Source organism: Shewanella sp. A22 (assembly GCF_053850585.1).
In genome coordinates, this window is sequence record NZ_JBSQBN010000102.1 from 1 (window position 1) to 16,597 (window position 16,597).

Below are 16,597 nucleotides of genomic sequence, written 5' to 3' on the forward strand. Positions count from 1 at the left end.
CGTATCTTCCAGGCTAACGATTGTCTGTCTTGGTCTGGCCATCTTTAATTACCGTTTGTGAAAGGGTAAATAAAGTGTAGTTCAGCGCTCAATATTTAGCCAACAATCTTGGGTGTCTTAATTATTTAAATAAAGTGTAGTTCAGCGCTCAATATTTAGCCAACAATCTTGGGTGTCTTAATTATTTGAAGAGTAAATTCTTTTTAACGCACTTACAAAACTACCTAAGATTCCAGCAAATACAACAACAGGAAGTATTGTAAAAATTGGTTTTTGAATGATTTCTGCAACGACCAATGGTATTGCGAGTAAAAGAGTAAATATCAACGTTGCTAAAAAAAGCCATAATACTATAGTTCTATGAATATCAACTTCATCTCTTGTTGGTTTATTCTTATTCATAACCTCCGTTTTATTATCAGTCATAAATCACCTCGTATTGGATTTTCTTTAACTATAGGATATATCCAATAAACGCCGCTTAAATTGACAACTAACGAGCCTGTAGAATTACTCGTTTTAAAATTTATTTTGATTAATGGGCAATTAATCGTGACACCCATAATTAATCTGCAATGTCTGATGATACTTTTTCGTATTGCTCTTGGACATTGTGGAGGGATAGCTTGCTTATAATGAAGAGGACCCGGGGTTTAAATCTCTATTTTTCGCCCAAATAAAAAGGCCCGCTATAAATAGCGGGCCTTTTTATTTGAATGTGGCGGAGGGATAGGGATTTGAACCCTAGAACGGGATAAACCGTTGCCGGTTTTCAAGACCGGTGCATTCGACCACTCTGCCATCCCTCCGAACGCGGTGAATAATAAGGGTATTGACGAAAATGTAAAGCCTTGAAGTGTTTAATGGCGCAACAAATGTGCAAAATGACACAAAAAGGCTCTCGCTTGTACAATATTTGCCCTTTATATTCATTTTTAACAACAATATTGTGGGGAAGCCTCTCTCGCGGGCTTATGGCCAGAACAAGAGAGGCGGTAACATCAATAAGGGTTAGTGAACCAAACCGCGACGCTTTAATAGCGCATCTGTTGAAGGTTTTTTACCGGCAAAATCGATGTAGTCTTGCATGAGATCTTGGCTATTACCTTTTGACAAAATAGTGTCACGGTATTTTTGGCCATTCTCTAGAGTGAGTCCACCGTGTGCCATCATGTAAGAGAACGAGTCTGCAGCAAACACTTCAGTCCATAGGTAGGCGTAATAACCTGCAGCATAACCGCCGCCGAAGCTGTGGCTAAAGTAGGTGGTTTTATAGCGCGGTGCAATGGGGGCGTAATCTAACCCATGTTTTGCTAAGGCTTGTTTTTCAAAACTGGCAACATCGGTGATGTCGGTGTCTGCAGTAATTGAGTGCCATTCCATATCTAAAAGTGCAGCGGCTAAGTATTCAACCGTCCCAAAGCCTTGGTTAAAGGTATGTGACTTCAATACTTTGGCTAATAGCTCTGCAGGAATTGGCTCGCCAGTTTGATAGTGTTTGGCGTAGTTGGCTAATACTTGTGGGTCAATGCTCCAGTCTTCGTTAGCTTGTGATGGAAATTCAACAAAGTCACGTGCCGTTAAAGTACCCGCTAGGCTTGGGTAGTTAACTTGTGAAAACAGCCCGTGGATAGCGTGACCAAATTCATGGAACATGGTGCTTACTTCGTCAAATGTCATTAGCGTAGGTTGACCATCTGCAGGCTTAGGGATGTTCAGCGCGTTGTAGACAACGGGCTTGGTATTTTTTAGGAATGACTGGCTGACTAATTCGTCCATCCATGCGCCGCCGCGTTTGCCTGGGCGGGCATATGGGTCTAAGTAGAATAGGCCAATAGAACTACCATCTTTGTTAAACACTTCATACGCGGTTACGTCTTTATGCCACACCGGTAAGTCGTTACGCGGTTTAATGCTAATGCCATAAAGCTTGTTCATGGCGAAGAACATGCCGTCGTTTAATACGGTGTTCATTTCAAAATAGGGTTTAACTTGGTTATCGTCTAAGTCATATTTAGCTTTGCGGACTTTTTCAGCATAATACGCCCAATCCCATGGTTGTAATGTAAAGTCTTTGCCGTCTTTAGCGATTTCAGCTTGAATGTCTGCCGCTTCAACTTTGGCTTTAACAAGTGCTTTAGGTGCGAGGTCGTCAAGAATGCCGTAAACCGCTTCGGGGGTTTTAGCCATTTGGTCGCCAAGAGAGTAGGCCGCCCATGTTGGGTAACCTAATAGGTTAGCTTTTGCTGCACGTAGCTGGGCTATTTTGATGTTTAATGGCGCATTGGTGTCCATTGCGCGATACGCAGAGGTTTCCCATAGCTGTTTACGTAAATCGCGGTTTTTAAGGCTAGACAGTAACGGCTGTGTTGTGGTGTTCACTAGCGTTATCATATAACCCGTTTTACCTGCATCTTTTGCGGCAGCGGCCAATGCTGCAATGTCGCTGTCTGATAAACCGTCGAGCATGGCTTTATCTTCAACTACGATCACGTCATCTTTAAACGACTTTAATACGTTTTGCGAAAAACTGGTTTCAAGTTTGGCTAGTTCACCGTTTATTTCACGCATTTTTGTCTTGTCGGCAACCGATAGTTCTGCACCCGCGCGGACGAAACGGTCGTAGTACACTTCAACTAAGCGCAAATCTTCGCCTTTTAACGCAGCTTTGTTTTTATAAATCGCTTGGATGCGTGCAAACAGTTTTTCATCAAGGTAGATGTTGTCTTGGTGGGCGGTCAATTTAGGCACTATTTGCTCTTCTACGCTGATGAAGTTGTCATCTGAAATAAGCCCAGAAAGATTGAAAAATGCCCGTTGAGTTCGGTCTAACGTTGCACCGGTTTTTTCTAGTGCGACAATGGTGTTGTCAAATGTGGCTGCGTCTTGGTTATTGGTGATAGCAGCGATTTCAGCTTTGTGTTCTTTCATACCTTGTTCAAATGCAGGTAAATAATCGCTGGCTTTTAGTTTATCGAATTGTGGTGCCATATATTGTAAAGGGCTTGGCGTTACTAAAACATTGTCGACAGTGTCAGGTGCTTTGGTCATTGTTTTTGGTGCATCTGAGGTTGTTTTGCTGGTTTTTGCTGTATCTGTTGGCTGTTCTGAACATGCACTGAGGATTAATGCCGCACTGACGGCAGTAGTAATTAGAGTTTTACGCATTGAAATATCCTTGGGTCTGGGCCCTTTTAGGTGTTTTTATGTCTATTCGTAATGTGGTTATCGCGAAGAACAGTGACAATAAAAACGTGATGAAATAGTACCAAGCTCAAAAATAAGCTATTGCTCAACGGGTTGGTATAACCCCATACAATACCAAGCCTACGCCTTGTCGCATAGGGTAAAGCGATTAACTAAGATTAATTTTTGTAACTAAACTTAGCAATAGTGATGTTTGTAAGGTTTTGAAGCTTTTGGGCTGTAATTCTAGTAGCAATTTGTTGATATTCGCGTAGCTTAATAGTCATAGATTCGTACGATGAGGGTGATAGATGAAAGCGGGTAAACACGATACAAAATTGCTCAAGCTCGCAATGGAGATTGGTGTGGGGTACGCGCAAAAGCGTGGTTTTGATGATTTTGGCAAAGGTATTTCACCGAAAGATAAAGTGGAATGTATTTACCGTCTATTAGTGCAAGACAAGTTGATTCAACCTTTAGCCGAAGATAAAGATGACGGTCCAAATCGCAAACATAAATTGATTTTGTGGATCAGTAAACAGTTACCGAAAGATCATGAATTATTGAATTAATTTAGTCTTTATTACATAACGTAAGCCCAAATGAAAAACGATTTCATTTGGGCTTTTTAATGAGCGGAGTTAACCATTTTTATCATTCATTAATTATGGGGTTAACTTATGGTTTAGCGCGATTCTATTTCAACAATTTTTAGGCTTATGAGCTTTTGTTGCCATTGTTGTTTATCTATACCCTCAACCCATAGGGGCGGTGTTTGACGGTGCTGACCTTTACGTAAATAGGTTTCTGGCATGCGGAAAATGGCTTCCCAGGCTTCTATTGTCTCTGTTTTAATTAAGCTACCTTGGTCGTTAAAAAAGCTGGCTTCAACATTAACAACTGTAACGAGGTCGCTACTAGAGCTTTCAAAATCAAACACCAGCCCGAGCTTATCACCTTTCCATTGAGTATCTGCAAGGGTGATTTTTATCCCTTCTTTTGCTGCGCTTCCCATTAATGTGGGTTGTGCCATTGCGGCTGCGGTTAAGCGGGTAGTCGCTGTTGTAGGTGCAACAGAAGGCGTTGTTGTTGAGTTAGCAGCGGGTAACATTGGCACGGTTTCTACCGTTCGAGTGACGGATGTTTGCGTTATTGCTGCTGGTTTGGAGATGGTTTCTGTGATGATGTATTCCCATGTGAAGTCGTCTTTTAGACGAACATTGGCACCGTTTTCTAAGGTAATAACGGCAACATCGGCGGCCATTGCTGCTGGAGTAAGAAATAAAAAGAGGGCTGATGCTATCGCATTGAGTGTGGTTCTCATCTATTCATCCTAGTTAAAAGTGTCTAATGCTTTGTCTCATTCTACGTACTTTTTCCCTTAAAATGGAAATAAAGTGTAGTTCGACATTCACATTGTTGACCTGCATGTTATTGCGCGATGGTTGATGCAGGTTTCGCTGTTGATAGGTTATGCATTAGTTCGTCTTAAATTGTTATGTTTTGGTTAAAAATCATACTAAGTTAAACGCTGTTTGTTGATGTCGATCAAGTTTTAATACCTCTTTGTGAGTAGTATTGATCCTGTTTCAAATACATTGAGGACGTGTAATGAAAACGTATTATTCAGTATTAATGTTGTCGTCTGTTTTATTGTTGGGCGCTTGTGGTGGAAGCGACAGTACAACCGATGAGATAATCCCTATAGGGCAGTTTTCTTTAGGAGTGTCAGATGCTCCTATGGCTGGAGTATCCCAGTTAGGGCTAGTGATGAATGAACTTGTAATGACCGACTCTGCAGGTGAAATACATCGTTATAGTTTGCAAAATATGGCGTTTAACTTGCTTGATTACCAAGGCATGAATAGGCACCTTGTTATTGATAATATCGACTTACCTGTGGGCCAATACCATGATGTACATATAACGGTTACACAAGGGAATGGTAATCAAGGCTGTTACGTCGAAGATGGTCAAGGTCGTCATAGTTTACTCGTGGAAAATGGTTACTTGCCGCTTGAAGATATTGAGATTATTGCTAATCAGCAGCGTGAAATGACGTTAGAAATAAACGTGTACCGTGGTTTGTTAAGGGATCAAGAACAATACCAATTACGTCACCGGGCAATGTGGTCGGTTGATAACACTCAAATGGGGCATTTAATTGGAGAGGTTGACTCGCAATGGGTTGCTGATTGTGAAACCGATAACGCTGCTCTCACTCCTTTAGGTGGACAATTTTATCATTTAGCTTATTTGTACCCTGACAGCGTCACCGCAATAGATCAAATGGCTGATATGGGGACTACGCCCCCCGCAGGCTTAACGGCTCCAATATCGGTAAGCCGGTTGATGCAAACTGCTGACGGAGATTGGTATTTTGCAATGGGTTACTTGCCAGAAGGACAGTACACCGTGGGTTATAGCTGTTTAGGTCATGTAGACGATCCCGTTGCCGATGATGTGAGCTCAGGACCATTTTATATGTATGAGAATGCAGGCGCTATAACGATTGAGTCTGGCCCACTAGGTGGACAACAAACAGTGCATGAGTGTGGCAATGGTAATGGTGGGCACCATGGTGGTCATGGTGGTTAATACCAATCCGCATCATAATTTGCTCTTTTAGCTAAAATTATCAGTGAGGTATTCAAGGCAGCCTTTTGAAGACCTAGTCGTTCTCGGCAACTGCTCCTGCGTTGCTCTACCTCCTGCATCCATGCAGTCGTACGTTAAGAAAGGCTAACAAAGAGGACCACGCTGATAAATTCGCCCTTCGGGGCGGTGTCACAACCCCCATTACGGCTTCAAATGATTTTGATGTCGAGGGCTACACCTACAGCCATTTTCATTGTACTGGGCCTAGTGACGCAGCCTAAAATAGATCCTATTTTAATCAGGATTGGTATTATTCATTAAGTAGACTTTTTACAAATATGATTTGGTCAGTCAACTAAAAAGCTGTAAGACATATTATCAATGATGTCTGCCTTACTGCTTTTTAGTTGGGTTTACCTGTTTCTATGCTGATTTATGTCGATATAGGTAACCGTCTTTAACGTGTCATCATCGCCGCAACCTTCCTCTTAATGACCAAATAAACATCAGTGAATATTAGTAATCACTGAAGGTGATGTAGTTCATAAAATCTAACATTGGTGGTAAAAACGGGTTTTGATTTACAGAGTAAAGAGTAAACTCATCCTTAACATGTAAAATTTATGCATGAATAATATTTTAGGAGTAGAGTTATGTTTTGTGTGCAATGTGAGCAAACCATTAGAACCCCTGCAGGTAACGGTTGTAGCTACACGCAAGGAATGTGTGGCAAGTTAGCGTCGACGTCTGATATTCAAGACTTATTAATTTACATGCTGCAAGGCGTGTCTGCTTACGCAATTAAAGCGCGTGAGTTTGGTATTGTAGACAGCGACATTGACACGTTTGTACCTAAGGCCTTTTTTGCCACACTGACAAACGTTAACTTTGATGATGAACGTTTGATTGATTATGCCTATCAAGCGCAAACTTATCGTGACCAATTAAAAGCGGCGTATATAGCAGCGTGTAAAGGCAAAGGTGTTGAACCTGAAATGGTCAGCGCGCAAGGCGAGTTATTGCTTGCCACATCAAAGCCTGAAATTTTAGCTCAAGCACCCGTTGCATTGCTTAATCGCGGTGACGTACATGAAGACATTCTGGGCTTACGCTTATTATGTTTATACGGTTTAAAAGGCGCGGCAGCTTATATGGAGCATGCGCGCGTATTAGATCAAACTGATGTGGATGTGGCTGCAGAGTTCCATAAAATTATGGCGTTCTTGGGTGAAGACTCTGTTGATGCCGACAAGTTATTTGCTACCGCAATGGAAATTGGCCAATTAAACTATCGCATTATGGCGATGTTAGATTTAGGCGAAACCACTTCATTTGGCCACCCTGAGCCAACGCAAGTGAACACCAAGTCTGTTAAAGGTAAGGCCATTTTAGTGTCTGGCCATGACATGAAAGATTTAGAACTTATCCTTGAGCAAACCGAAGGTAAGGGCATTAATGTATTTACTCATGGCGAAATGTTGCCAGCACTTGCTTACCCAGCTTTTAAAAAGTATCCACATTTAGTGGGTAACTACGGTAGCGCTTGGCAGAATCAGCAAAAAGAATTTGCCACTTTCCCTGGTGCAGTGGTGATGACCTCAAACTGTATTATTGACCCTAACGTAGGTGAATATTCTGACCGTATTTATACTCGTAGTATTGTCGGCTGGCCTGGTGTGACTCACGTTGAAGGTGAAGATTTTAGCGAAGTGATTAATAAAGCGCTTGAGCTTGAAGGTTTTGCTTATGATGAAATTCCACACCTGATCACCATTGGTTTTGCCCGTAATGCGCTTATGGCTGCAGCACCAACAGTGGTTGAAAACGTTAAGAATGGTTCTATTAAGCACTTTTTCTTAATTGGTGGATGTGATGGCGACAAAGCTGAGCGTAGCTACTTTACTGACTTAGCTAAATCAGTGCCAGATGACTCAATCATTTTGACCTTAGGCTGTGGTAAGTACAAATTCAATAAATTGGAATTTGGCGACATTAACGGTGTGCCACGTTTACTTGATGTGGGCCAATGTAATGATGCTTATTCTGCGATTCAGTTAGCATTAGCGTTAAAAGACATTTTCGAATGTGACCTAAACGATTTACCATTGAGTTTAGTGTTGTCTTGGTTTGAGCAGAAAGCGATTGTGGTGTTATTAACCTTGTTATCGCTAGGGGTTAAAAACATCCGTACAGGTCCAAGTGCGCCAGGGTTCTTAACTGAAAACCTCGCTAATATTTTAGAGCAGCAATTTGGTTTACGTACTACTACCGATGTTGAGTCTGACCTAAAAGCGATGATGAACGTGGCGTAATCAGCCATAAAAATCGTGCATTTAAGCCCTGCTCATTTGCACGATAACGATTAAAGGCGATATGGCCTTATCCATATCGCCACCTCTCTTTTTTACTGCGTTAAAGGTATCAAAATGAGTAGTACTCCCTCTGTTGGTTTTTCATTTTCACAAGCGCTTTCAGCTCAAGCGGCTAAACCTATAGCCTCGGTAAGCGATGCTCCGCCTGCGGCGGAACAGGCTGCACAAGTAAGCCCGAAGGCACTTTTGGCGGCAGATAGCTGGCAACGGGGTGAGGTGCCACTACGCTGTGTTGAAAAGTGGAATGAAACCCACGATGTAGTCAGTTTTCGGTTTCAAGGCTTAACACCAGTTAAGTTTAATTTTAAACCGGGGCAGTTTATTACTTTTAAGTTAGATATTAAGGGGAAAAAAGTTTACCGCAGTTATACCATTTCATCTTCGCCTTCACGGCCGTTCTCAATAATGGTAACGATTAAGCAGATTGCTGGTGGCGTAGTGTCAAATTACTTAGCAGAGTCGCTTAATGTGGGTGATGAAGTCACCGTTACTGGCCCTGATGGGGTATTTAACTTGGTGGATATTGTTGCCGACAAGTACTTATTTTTAAGTGCGGGTTGTGGTGTAACACCTATGCATTCAATGTCGCGCTGGTTATGTGATACCACCACCGACAGTGATATCGCTTTTGTACACAGCGCAAAAAGTGTCGACGATGTGATATTTGCAGATTCAATGGCGTCGATGGCATCTCGAGGCCAACAAGTTAACCTTAATTATGTACTTGAGTCTGATGAAAATAAGCAAAATTTAATCGACAAACATGCTGCTACAGGTGTTGCCAGTGGCCGCTTAAGTTTAGAAAGTTTAACTAAGTTGGTGCCTGATTATCAACAACGCACGGTATTTGTGTGCGGGCCTGAGCCATACATGGCGGCTGTAAAATTACTGTTAGAGGCTGCCGAATTTGATATGAGTCAGTTTCATCAAGAAAGCTTTGGTGACAGTAGTGCTATGGGGGTTAAAGCGGCAACTGAAAGCAATGCATCAACTGAGCAATTCATGTTAAGCATTGGCGATAAAGATATTCCATTAACGGGCGATCAAACGCTATTGGATGGCATAGAGTCTGAAAAATTACCCATTATTGCCGCTTGCCGCTCTGGCGTTTGTGGCGCGTGTAAATGTCAGGTTGTGTCCGGAACAGTCAAATCAACTAGTCAAATGGCGTTAACACCTGACGAAATTGCAGCCGGTTTTGTGTTGGCTTGTTCAACCAAAGTCACGTCGAATGTGCGTTTACAAATGTGATGGGTGTTACCGCAGTGGCTATAAGGCGGCCTAGTATCGGTCGGCTTATATGCTAAGTGCGGAGCGAAAGCCCGTTGTAGGGTAGGCCACAGGCAATCGTGTCGATTAAAAAAGTGGTGTCATTGAAGGGATTAAGTACTGTTTGGCAAAATCATTGGCATCGACAGGTTTTCCAAAATGATAACCTTGCCATATGTTAGCACCTTGCTTAGCCACAAAATCGGCTTGAAATTGATTTTCAACTCCCTCTGCCACTAACGACAACTGTAAATTATTTGCCATTGCGATAATCGTGTTGACTAGCTGCCGGCTTTGTTCTGAACGTTCAAGGTTGCGAATAAAACTGCGATCAATTTTAACCGAATTAAATGGGTAGTTTTGCAGATAACTGAGCGATGAATAGCCGGTACCAAAATCATCTAAAGACAAGCGGATCCCATGATGATGTAATTTACTCAATATCTCTTGAGCATGTGCAGCATCGTGTATTAATGCATTCTCTGTGAGTTCTATTTCAAGTAGATGTCCTGGTATTTGGTATAGCTCAAGCAGTTGAACGATTTTATCTACCAAGTAGCTGTCTTTAAGTTGTACTGGGGAAATATTAATCGCGAGATAAAAATTTGGATTATATAGCTCACGCCAATAAGCTAATTGTTTCAACGCATTTCTTAATACAAAATAACCTATTTCAATGATCTGTCCTGATTGTTCTGCATTTTCAATAAAGTCGACTGGCGAAACCTGACCTAATGTGGGGTTGTGCCATCTAATCAGCACTTCTGCACCAACGACACTTTGACTTTGGGTGCCGACAAAGGGTTGATAATTTAACGACAGTTCATCGCGGTTAAGCGCTCCCCTTAATAATGATTCCATTTGTATACGGCTAGACAGTTCCGATTCCATTTGGGGATTAAAGAACTTGTAGTCATTGTTATTACTTCTTTGGCAGTGTGACAGCGCAGCACTTGATTTTCTGGATAGGTCCATAAAGCAGCTGCCGTCGTTGGGATAAAATGATACCCCTATTGCCGTGGTAATGGATGCTGGAAACTCGTCAATATGGATTACTTGGGTAAAATGTTGACATAGCCGACTGCAAAAAGCCGCAACTTTATCGGCATACATCTTCTTTTTAGTAGCAATGATGATGCAAAATGTGGTCTCACTGACAGTGGCAAGGCAGGCGTTATTAGTGATAAAGCGTTGTAGCATTTGGGCCACTAAATTACGCACTTTTTCACTCATGTCATAGCCTAAGCCATCTTGGATTACCTTTAAGTTTGTGATGCTAAAATGAACGATAGAAATACTGGTATATTCTTTTTTTGTCGTCAGCTTAGTAAATATGGGTTCAAGCTGATTAAATTTGGGTAATCCGGTGACCGTATCAAAACGTTGTTGTATATCTAATAGTTTTTCTGCCGCAACTCGGGAGTCGATTTCTTGCATTAAATCACTATTCAGTTTCTCTAATTCAAAAGTGCGCTGTGCAATCCGAGTTTCTAATTGTGAATTGGCTTGTGTTAGTTTTTCCTTTTGATCGAGTATTTCTAAGTTGCTTTCAACATTTTTACGAAAGCATTCCAACAACATAACAAGATCTGCAGAATAACCATTTTCTGTTTTGTCTAATATACAAATGGTGCCAAAAGGCTCCCCATTTGGCCAGTTGAGTGGTAAGCCGTAATAAGAGATCATCCCACGTGCAACGTCGGGGTTTTTCGACCATATAGGGTCTTTTAATGCATTGCTAACGTGTAATGCTGTTTGTTTCGCTATCACTGATTCACAATACAAACCATAGCCAAGCTCGTCTCTCATGCCTGGGGTATAGGGGCTGGCAGGGTTAGTGTTGGCGACGCACACTTCCATTTCATCTGCATGAAGTTTCATAATTAACGATGCAGGCACTTTAGCCACTTTGGCAATGAGGTCTACCGTGGTTTGCCATGACGTTAGCATTTCTGTCGGTATTGCAATCGTGTTGTTTTTCAACAGCGTATTACCTCTTCCTTGATTGTGTTGCTAGATCAGTAAGCAAACCTCAGTACGATTGAGTGAACAATTAAAATACGGTTAATAGTATGCTGCTCTGTAAAATATGGTTATTACAACTATTATCCGAGGTTTTAATATTTAATTATTAATCAAAACTTTAGGTTTATTGTAAAACATTTAACTGGTTTGTTGAGGTGATGGTATGAAGGGAAATACGGCTAGTGATATTTCAAAAGCGTCCATGTCTTTGCTGCGTAACGGTTTGGGCTATGCTAAGCGCAATGGAAGCTCTTCATCCATGAATCTCATACTTTTACACACATCGTTATCAATATGCTTGATAGCGATGTTGAGCATAAATGTGGCCTAAGGGCGTTTATTTATGCATTTGTTATCCTTAAAGTACTTAAATAAACTAGCTGATGCAACCATTTGCGGCACTGACTTTGAATGAAAAACATTCATTTTGTGGCGCGACTCCTGAATGCATTGAGCATAAGTTAACGACTATCTTGTTTTAATGTTGATTAAAGTTTAGATGATTTTCATTTATTTTTATGAAGTTGGCCACTTTACATTGCATAGCCTGGACCATAAGCAAACCATTAAATGACTTTTTTACACATTATAAGACGTCGTATTATAACGTGGTAAACGTGCTTAAAATATGAATGTAAGCTTGCCTCAAAATAAGTCGAATGTTTAGTTTTATGGGGGAAGAAAGCGCTAATCAACTGGATTTTTCTGGCTTAGTAGGCAAAGTGCTAGCCAGCGCTTAATGAAATAACATAGCGATTAACAGTAAATTCTCCTTCTTGATATTGCGAGTGGTAGGTCATGCCAAGTTTGGTGGCCACATTTATCGAGGCACTATTAGCATCAACGACATCAGCATAGACTATGTCTAAATCCATATGCTGTTTGGCATAGTCAATACAGGCTTGGTTCGCTTCTGTGGTTAACCCTTTCCCCCAATAATCTGGATGGATCCGGTAACCAATATCGACGGCATTAATGCGAGTTTCATTTTTAAATCCACAAAAACCAATCACAGTATTGGTGTCTTTAAGCATCATAGCCCAACGGCCAAAACCGTATTGTTGATATTCCACCAACCAAATGTTGCCAATGATGTTTTCGGCATCGCTTAAGGTATTACATACGCCTGCATCGCCAGTGTAACGATTGACTTGCTCTGGTGTATTAAAATGCAATACTGCTGGTGCATCTTCAAGGGTAAATTCTCGGATAATCAACCTTGGTGTTTCAGTAATCACTTTCATTGGTTTTCCTTATTTTTATATAACCCTATTGATTTAACTTCTTTATCCCTTAATTCGAATTGAGATTATCTAAAACGAATTACAAAGTAGCTTGAGCTTATGCTAGGTTAGCATATTCAATTCCCGACCATTAAGAATAATAATATGACCTGCTTACGTGTTGCGTATCCCTTATTGGCGTTAGTGTTTTCAGCTTCGTCGTTGTCATTTACTGCTAGCGCGAGCGATCTTGATCTCTCGGTGGGTAAAGCATTACCAAAGCTTGAGCAACTGTATTTACACCTTCATCAACATCCTGAATTGTCATATCAAGAAAAAGCCACTAGCCAACGTATGGCGAAAGAACTGAAACAATTGGGCTTTGAGGTAACGGCTAATTTTGGCGGGTATGGTGTGGTGGGCGTTTTTAAAAATGGTGACGGACCCGTGGTGATGATCCGTGCAGATATTGATGGGTTACCCATTACAGAACAAACAGGAAAGGATTATGCGTCTAAGGTAACAAGCCTTAATGCGAACAATAATACTGTTGGGGTGATGCATGGCTGCGGCCACGATATCCACATGACCAGTTTAATTGGCACCGCCCAGCAACTGATGCTTCATAAAGCCGATTGGCAAGGTACTTTAATGATGGTCGCTCAACCAGCTGAAGAAGTGGGGGGCGGGGCCAAGGCTATGCTAAAACAGGGGTTATTTAGCCAGTTTCCAATACCAGACAGCATTATTGGTTTACATGTAAGTGCGTCAATACCTGCGGGTAAAGTCGGCACTGTAAGTGGTTATGCTTTGGCGAATGTTGATTCGGTTGATATTAGCATTAAGGGGAAAGGTGGCCATGGTGCTTATCCGCACGCAACTGTCGATCCTGTGGTATTGGCTGCGCGAACCGTACTTGCCCTGCAAACTATTGTTAGTCGAGAAGTCTCGCCGTTAGAGCCTAATGTGGTGACCATTGGTTCTATTCATGGAGGGTCAAAGCATAATATTATTTCAGATGAGGTGAAGCTTCAGCTGACATTACGCTCATATAACCCTAAGGTTCGTGAGCAACAAATAGCGGCGATTAACCGTATTACGACGGGTATTGCGATAAGTGCAGGTTTACCTGATGAGTTAATGCCCGTAGTGCATGTGCATGATGATGAAAGGATTCCATCAACTTATAATGACCCAGCGTTAGCCGCTAAGGTTAAAGCCAGTATTGAAGCCGAATTAGGCAGTGATAATGTGTTGGTGGCACCATCGGTAATGGCTGGCGAAGACTTTGGTTTGTATGGACTCACACCTGAAAAACGCCCTATCACCTTATTCTGGCTTGGCGGAGTAGAGCCAAGTTTATATCGCGCCAGTGTTGAGTCTGGTGATACCTTGCCGTCTTTACATTCTAGTCAGTTTGCACCAGATTATCCGTTAACTATTCGTACTGGGGTGAGGGCGATGACGCGTACCGCGATGGACTTATTTAAGCAAGCGGATTAATTCAAACCCTTTGTGCAGGCAAATAAGAATAGCGGTTATAATGGCCGCTATTCTTATTGTTAATTCGTGGGCTGTATATGATTATTTTTAGCACTAATCTTGGTGACTTTAGCGTAGAACTGGAAATGGAACGCGCGCCTGTTTCGTCGAAAAACTTTTTAAAATACTGCCAAGATGGTTTTTATGAAGGCACGATTTTTCATCGAGTCATTAAAGGATTTATGGTGCAAGGCGGTGGGTTAACAGCAAAAATGAAAGAAAAACCAAATCGAGATCCTATTGTTAATGAAGCCAATAAAGGCTTAACAAATCGTGTTGGCACATTAGCCATGGCGCGTACTGATGCACCACATTCAGCCACAGGGCAGTTTTTTATTAATGTTGCCGATAATGATTTTTTAGATCATACAGCAACGACCAATTCAGGTTGGGGTTATGCGGTGTTTGCAAAAGTCACTGCGGGTATGGATGTTATCCAGCAAATAGAGCGAGTCAAAACCACTACAATAGCGGGTCATGATGATGTGCCGCGTGAGCCTATTGTGATTGAGAAAGTGACTGTTATTGATGAGCCGACTATAGCTTAAATCTAGCGTAGAGCTAGTTTAAATATAAGGCAGATCTAGCACAGATTTTCGGGTTAATGAGTTGCGTTGCGTTACCCTTTGCTGCCTTTAGCTAAATTAAGTAAAAGCCAGCGCAATAAAAAAGGTTCGACAGTGATGCCGAACCTTTTTCAGCAATTAAGCTGAGAGATTGCTATTAAAGTGTATAACGAATACCAATAGCAACGCCGTCATCTTCTGACACTTCCATTCTGGCTTGTTGTGCTTTGTCGTTACTAGTGAAGTCACTGTAATCTCGACGGGCCTCAATATATACAACCGTTTCAGGGTTAAACACATAGTGTAAACCCATTACCAAAAATTGACGTTTAAATACGTCATCTGGGTCTGCGTTGTAGTTAGGTTGAATAACGTAATCGCTACCAGCATCAAGAATGTTGTAAGACACAAATGCACGGATGTTGTTATCAAACTTGTACGAGAACAGTGATTCAACACCTACGGCTTCATCAATTAATCGACCGATATTATCGGTATCATGATTTTCGTTTTTGTTTACGTTGGCAGCTGCATAAAATCCATTTTGGTCAAAGTTGCCCCAGGTTATGCCCACACCATAAATAAGATCAACAGCAGTCGATGAGCGGCCATTACCAAATGTCACATCAAATTCGCCACGGTTAACACCGGCAGTTAATACCAATTTGTCTGTTGCTTGGTATGTTACGGCACCACCATAGGTGTAGTTGTATTCAACTTGTTGTGCTTCTGCTGCGCCAGAATTCCATAATTCTTCGCAAGCTTCTTGAGTGATGTCTTCAACATCACATGTGTAGAACTCGCTGTTTTTTAACTGAACTTGCGCTGCAAAGCTCACGTCGCCAAAACTGTTTCGATATTGAACTGTTTTGTCACCACGACCAACGCCATTAACCGCACCATCGTCTTTGTTGTAAGTGTAAACACCAGCAGTGTTACCGTCCCATACAAAGCCATAGTTTGTGCTATATACCACATCATACCAAGCACCCCACTGCTTGCCAATTGTGATACTGCCATATTGATCGTGAGATAATCCGACATATCCAAGACGGTTATAGAAAAACTCTTCTTGAATCGACTCAAAGCGATTGTTGTAGACAATGTCTGTGCTACCCACTGGATTAACCCCCCACTCTAATAAGGCGTAGGCTTTCCAATCATTTTGTAGTTGACGATTAAAACCAAAATTAATACGTGAAGCACCGTTAACGACTTCTGTTTCGCCTTGAGTATTGATCACTCGTGCGTCGATAAAGCCACCAATTTTAACGGCATTAGCATCATCTTTATAAATTTCGATTGCCGATGCTGTAGGCGCGATAAGAATCGTCGAAATTAATGCAGCAACTAATGTTTTATTCATTTTAATCTCTTGTCTTGTTGTTTGAGTAAGCACAGCTTAGTCCGTTAATAATTCTTTCCATTGGGCGACGGAGAGTAGCAAAACCTTTGTCGACTCACAAAGTGAAATATGCTCAAAAAGGCGATATATATCATAAAATGGGCTGTTCAATGACTTAGTGAAATTTGTGTTAATAAAGGGTTTTAATTTGGTTGATAATTGTAATTAGATGTTGCCTTATGGTTACTTATGCATTTAATGTGATTTTTTATTTAATTTGTGGGGTTGTTAAGTATTATACCAATCTCATTAAATATCTGGTCAGTTCAGAGTCTCTCAGGTTTTTCAATTCAAGGCACATTGATGTAGAAATGGTTGTTGCCTTTTAAATCGATGTAACACAGAAGTGGAATACTTGAGAGACTCCATTCTGGCGGGTTTCAAAGTCCTTTATGCTTCGTTAGATGCTTT

12 protein-coding genes and 1 tRNA gene are annotated in these 16,597 nt (G+C 41.4%); 6 read left to right on the forward strand and 7 right to left on the reverse strand.

The window, feature by feature from the left end:
* Positions 1–177: 177 nt before the first annotated feature.
* The 3 genes from ACWXWT_RS15845 to ACWXWT_RS15855 form a co-directional block, all read right to left on the reverse strand.
* Positions 178–426, reverse strand: coding sequence for a hypothetical protein (locus tag ACWXWT_RS15845; RefSeq protein ID WP_456042547.1), 249 nt, complete (start codon positions 424–426; stop codon positions 178–180).
* A gap of 293 nt (positions 427–719) precedes the next feature.
* Positions 720–809, reverse strand: a tRNA-Ser gene (locus tag ACWXWT_RS15850).
* 202 nt (positions 810–1,011) lie between these two features.
* Complete coding sequence (locus tag ACWXWT_RS15855; RefSeq protein WP_456042548.1) at positions 1,012–3,168, reverse strand: M3 family metallopeptidase; 2,157 nt, start codon at positions 3,166–3,168, stop codon at positions 1,012–1,014.
* Between the two features lie 329 nt (positions 3,169–3,497).
* On the opposite strand from ACWXWT_RS15855, the gene ACWXWT_RS15860 reads away from it, so the two are divergent.
* Positions 3,498–3,758 (forward strand): DUF5062 family protein, encoded by a 261-nt coding sequence (locus ACWXWT_RS15860; protein ID WP_456042549.1) that lies wholly within the window; start codon positions 3,498–3,500, stop codon positions 3,756–3,758.
* Positions 3,759–3,871: 113 nt separating this feature from the next.
* Here the strand turns inward: ACWXWT_RS15860 and ACWXWT_RS15865 are convergent, their stop codons facing one another.
* Positions 3,872–4,510, reverse strand: coding sequence for a DUF3157 family protein (locus tag ACWXWT_RS15865; protein ID WP_456042550.1), 639 nt, complete (start codon positions 4,508–4,510; stop codon positions 3,872–3,874).
* Positions 4,511–4,797: 287 nt separating this feature from the next.
* Between ACWXWT_RS15865 and ACWXWT_RS15870 the strand changes: the two genes are divergently transcribed.
* The 3 genes from ACWXWT_RS15870 to ACWXWT_RS15880 all read left to right on the forward strand — a co-directional run bounded on the left by ACWXWT_RS15870 (position 4,798) and on the right by ACWXWT_RS15880 (position 9,407).
* Entirely contained in the window at positions 4,798–5,784 is a 987-nt protein-coding gene (locus ACWXWT_RS15870; protein ID WP_456042551.1) for a DUF4382 domain-containing protein, read from the forward strand.
* 653 nt (positions 5,785–6,437) lie between these two features.
* On the forward strand, positions 6,438–8,096 hold the full coding sequence (gene hcp, locus ACWXWT_RS15875) for a hydroxylamine reductase (protein ID WP_456042552.1): 1,659 nt from the start codon (positions 6,438–6,440) through the stop codon (positions 8,094–8,096).
* Positions 8,097–8,210: 114 nt separating this feature from the next.
* On the forward strand, positions 8,211–9,407 hold the full coding sequence (locus tag ACWXWT_RS15880) for an FAD-binding oxidoreductase (RefSeq protein ID WP_456042553.1): 1,197 nt from the start codon (positions 8,211–8,213) through the stop codon (positions 9,405–9,407).
* Between the two features lie 105 nt (positions 9,408–9,512).
* Here ACWXWT_RS15880 and ACWXWT_RS15885 read toward each other — a convergent pair whose 3' ends face one another.
* Both ACWXWT_RS15885 and ACWXWT_RS15890 read right to left on the reverse strand, forming a co-directional pair.
* On the reverse strand, positions 9,513–11,408 hold the full coding sequence (locus ACWXWT_RS15885) for a sensor domain-containing phosphodiesterase (protein WP_456042554.1): 1,896 nt from the start codon (positions 11,406–11,408) through the stop codon (positions 9,513–9,515).
* 767 nt (positions 11,409–12,175) lie between these two features.
* The gene (locus tag ACWXWT_RS15890; protein ID WP_456042555.1) at positions 12,176–12,694 is read right to left on the reverse strand and encodes a GNAT family N-acetyltransferase; all 519 of its coding nucleotides are present in this window, start codon (positions 12,692–12,694) and stop codon (positions 12,176–12,178) included.
* A gap of 144 nt (positions 12,695–12,838) precedes the next feature.
* Here ACWXWT_RS15890 and ACWXWT_RS15895 point away from each other — a divergent pair, with 144 nt between their 5' ends.
* Both ACWXWT_RS15895 and ACWXWT_RS15900 read left to right on the forward strand, forming a co-directional pair.
* A complete protein-coding gene (locus ACWXWT_RS15895) occupies positions 12,839–14,176 on the forward strand; it encodes a M20 metallopeptidase family protein (protein WP_456042556.1) in 1,338 nt (445 codons plus the stop codon).
* Between the two features lie 77 nt (positions 14,177–14,253).
* Complete coding sequence (locus ACWXWT_RS15900; RefSeq protein ID WP_456042557.1) at positions 14,254–14,763, forward strand: peptidylprolyl isomerase; 510 nt, start codon at positions 14,254–14,256, stop codon at positions 14,761–14,763.
* Between the two features lie 175 nt (positions 14,764–14,938).
* On the opposite strand, the gene ACWXWT_RS15905 is transcribed toward ACWXWT_RS15900, so the two are convergent.
* On the reverse strand, positions 14,939–16,147 hold the full coding sequence (locus ACWXWT_RS15905; protein ID WP_456042558.1) for a porin: 1,209 nt from the start codon (positions 16,145–16,147) through the stop codon (positions 14,939–14,941).
* Between the last annotated feature and the right edge of the window lie 450 nt (positions 16,148–16,597).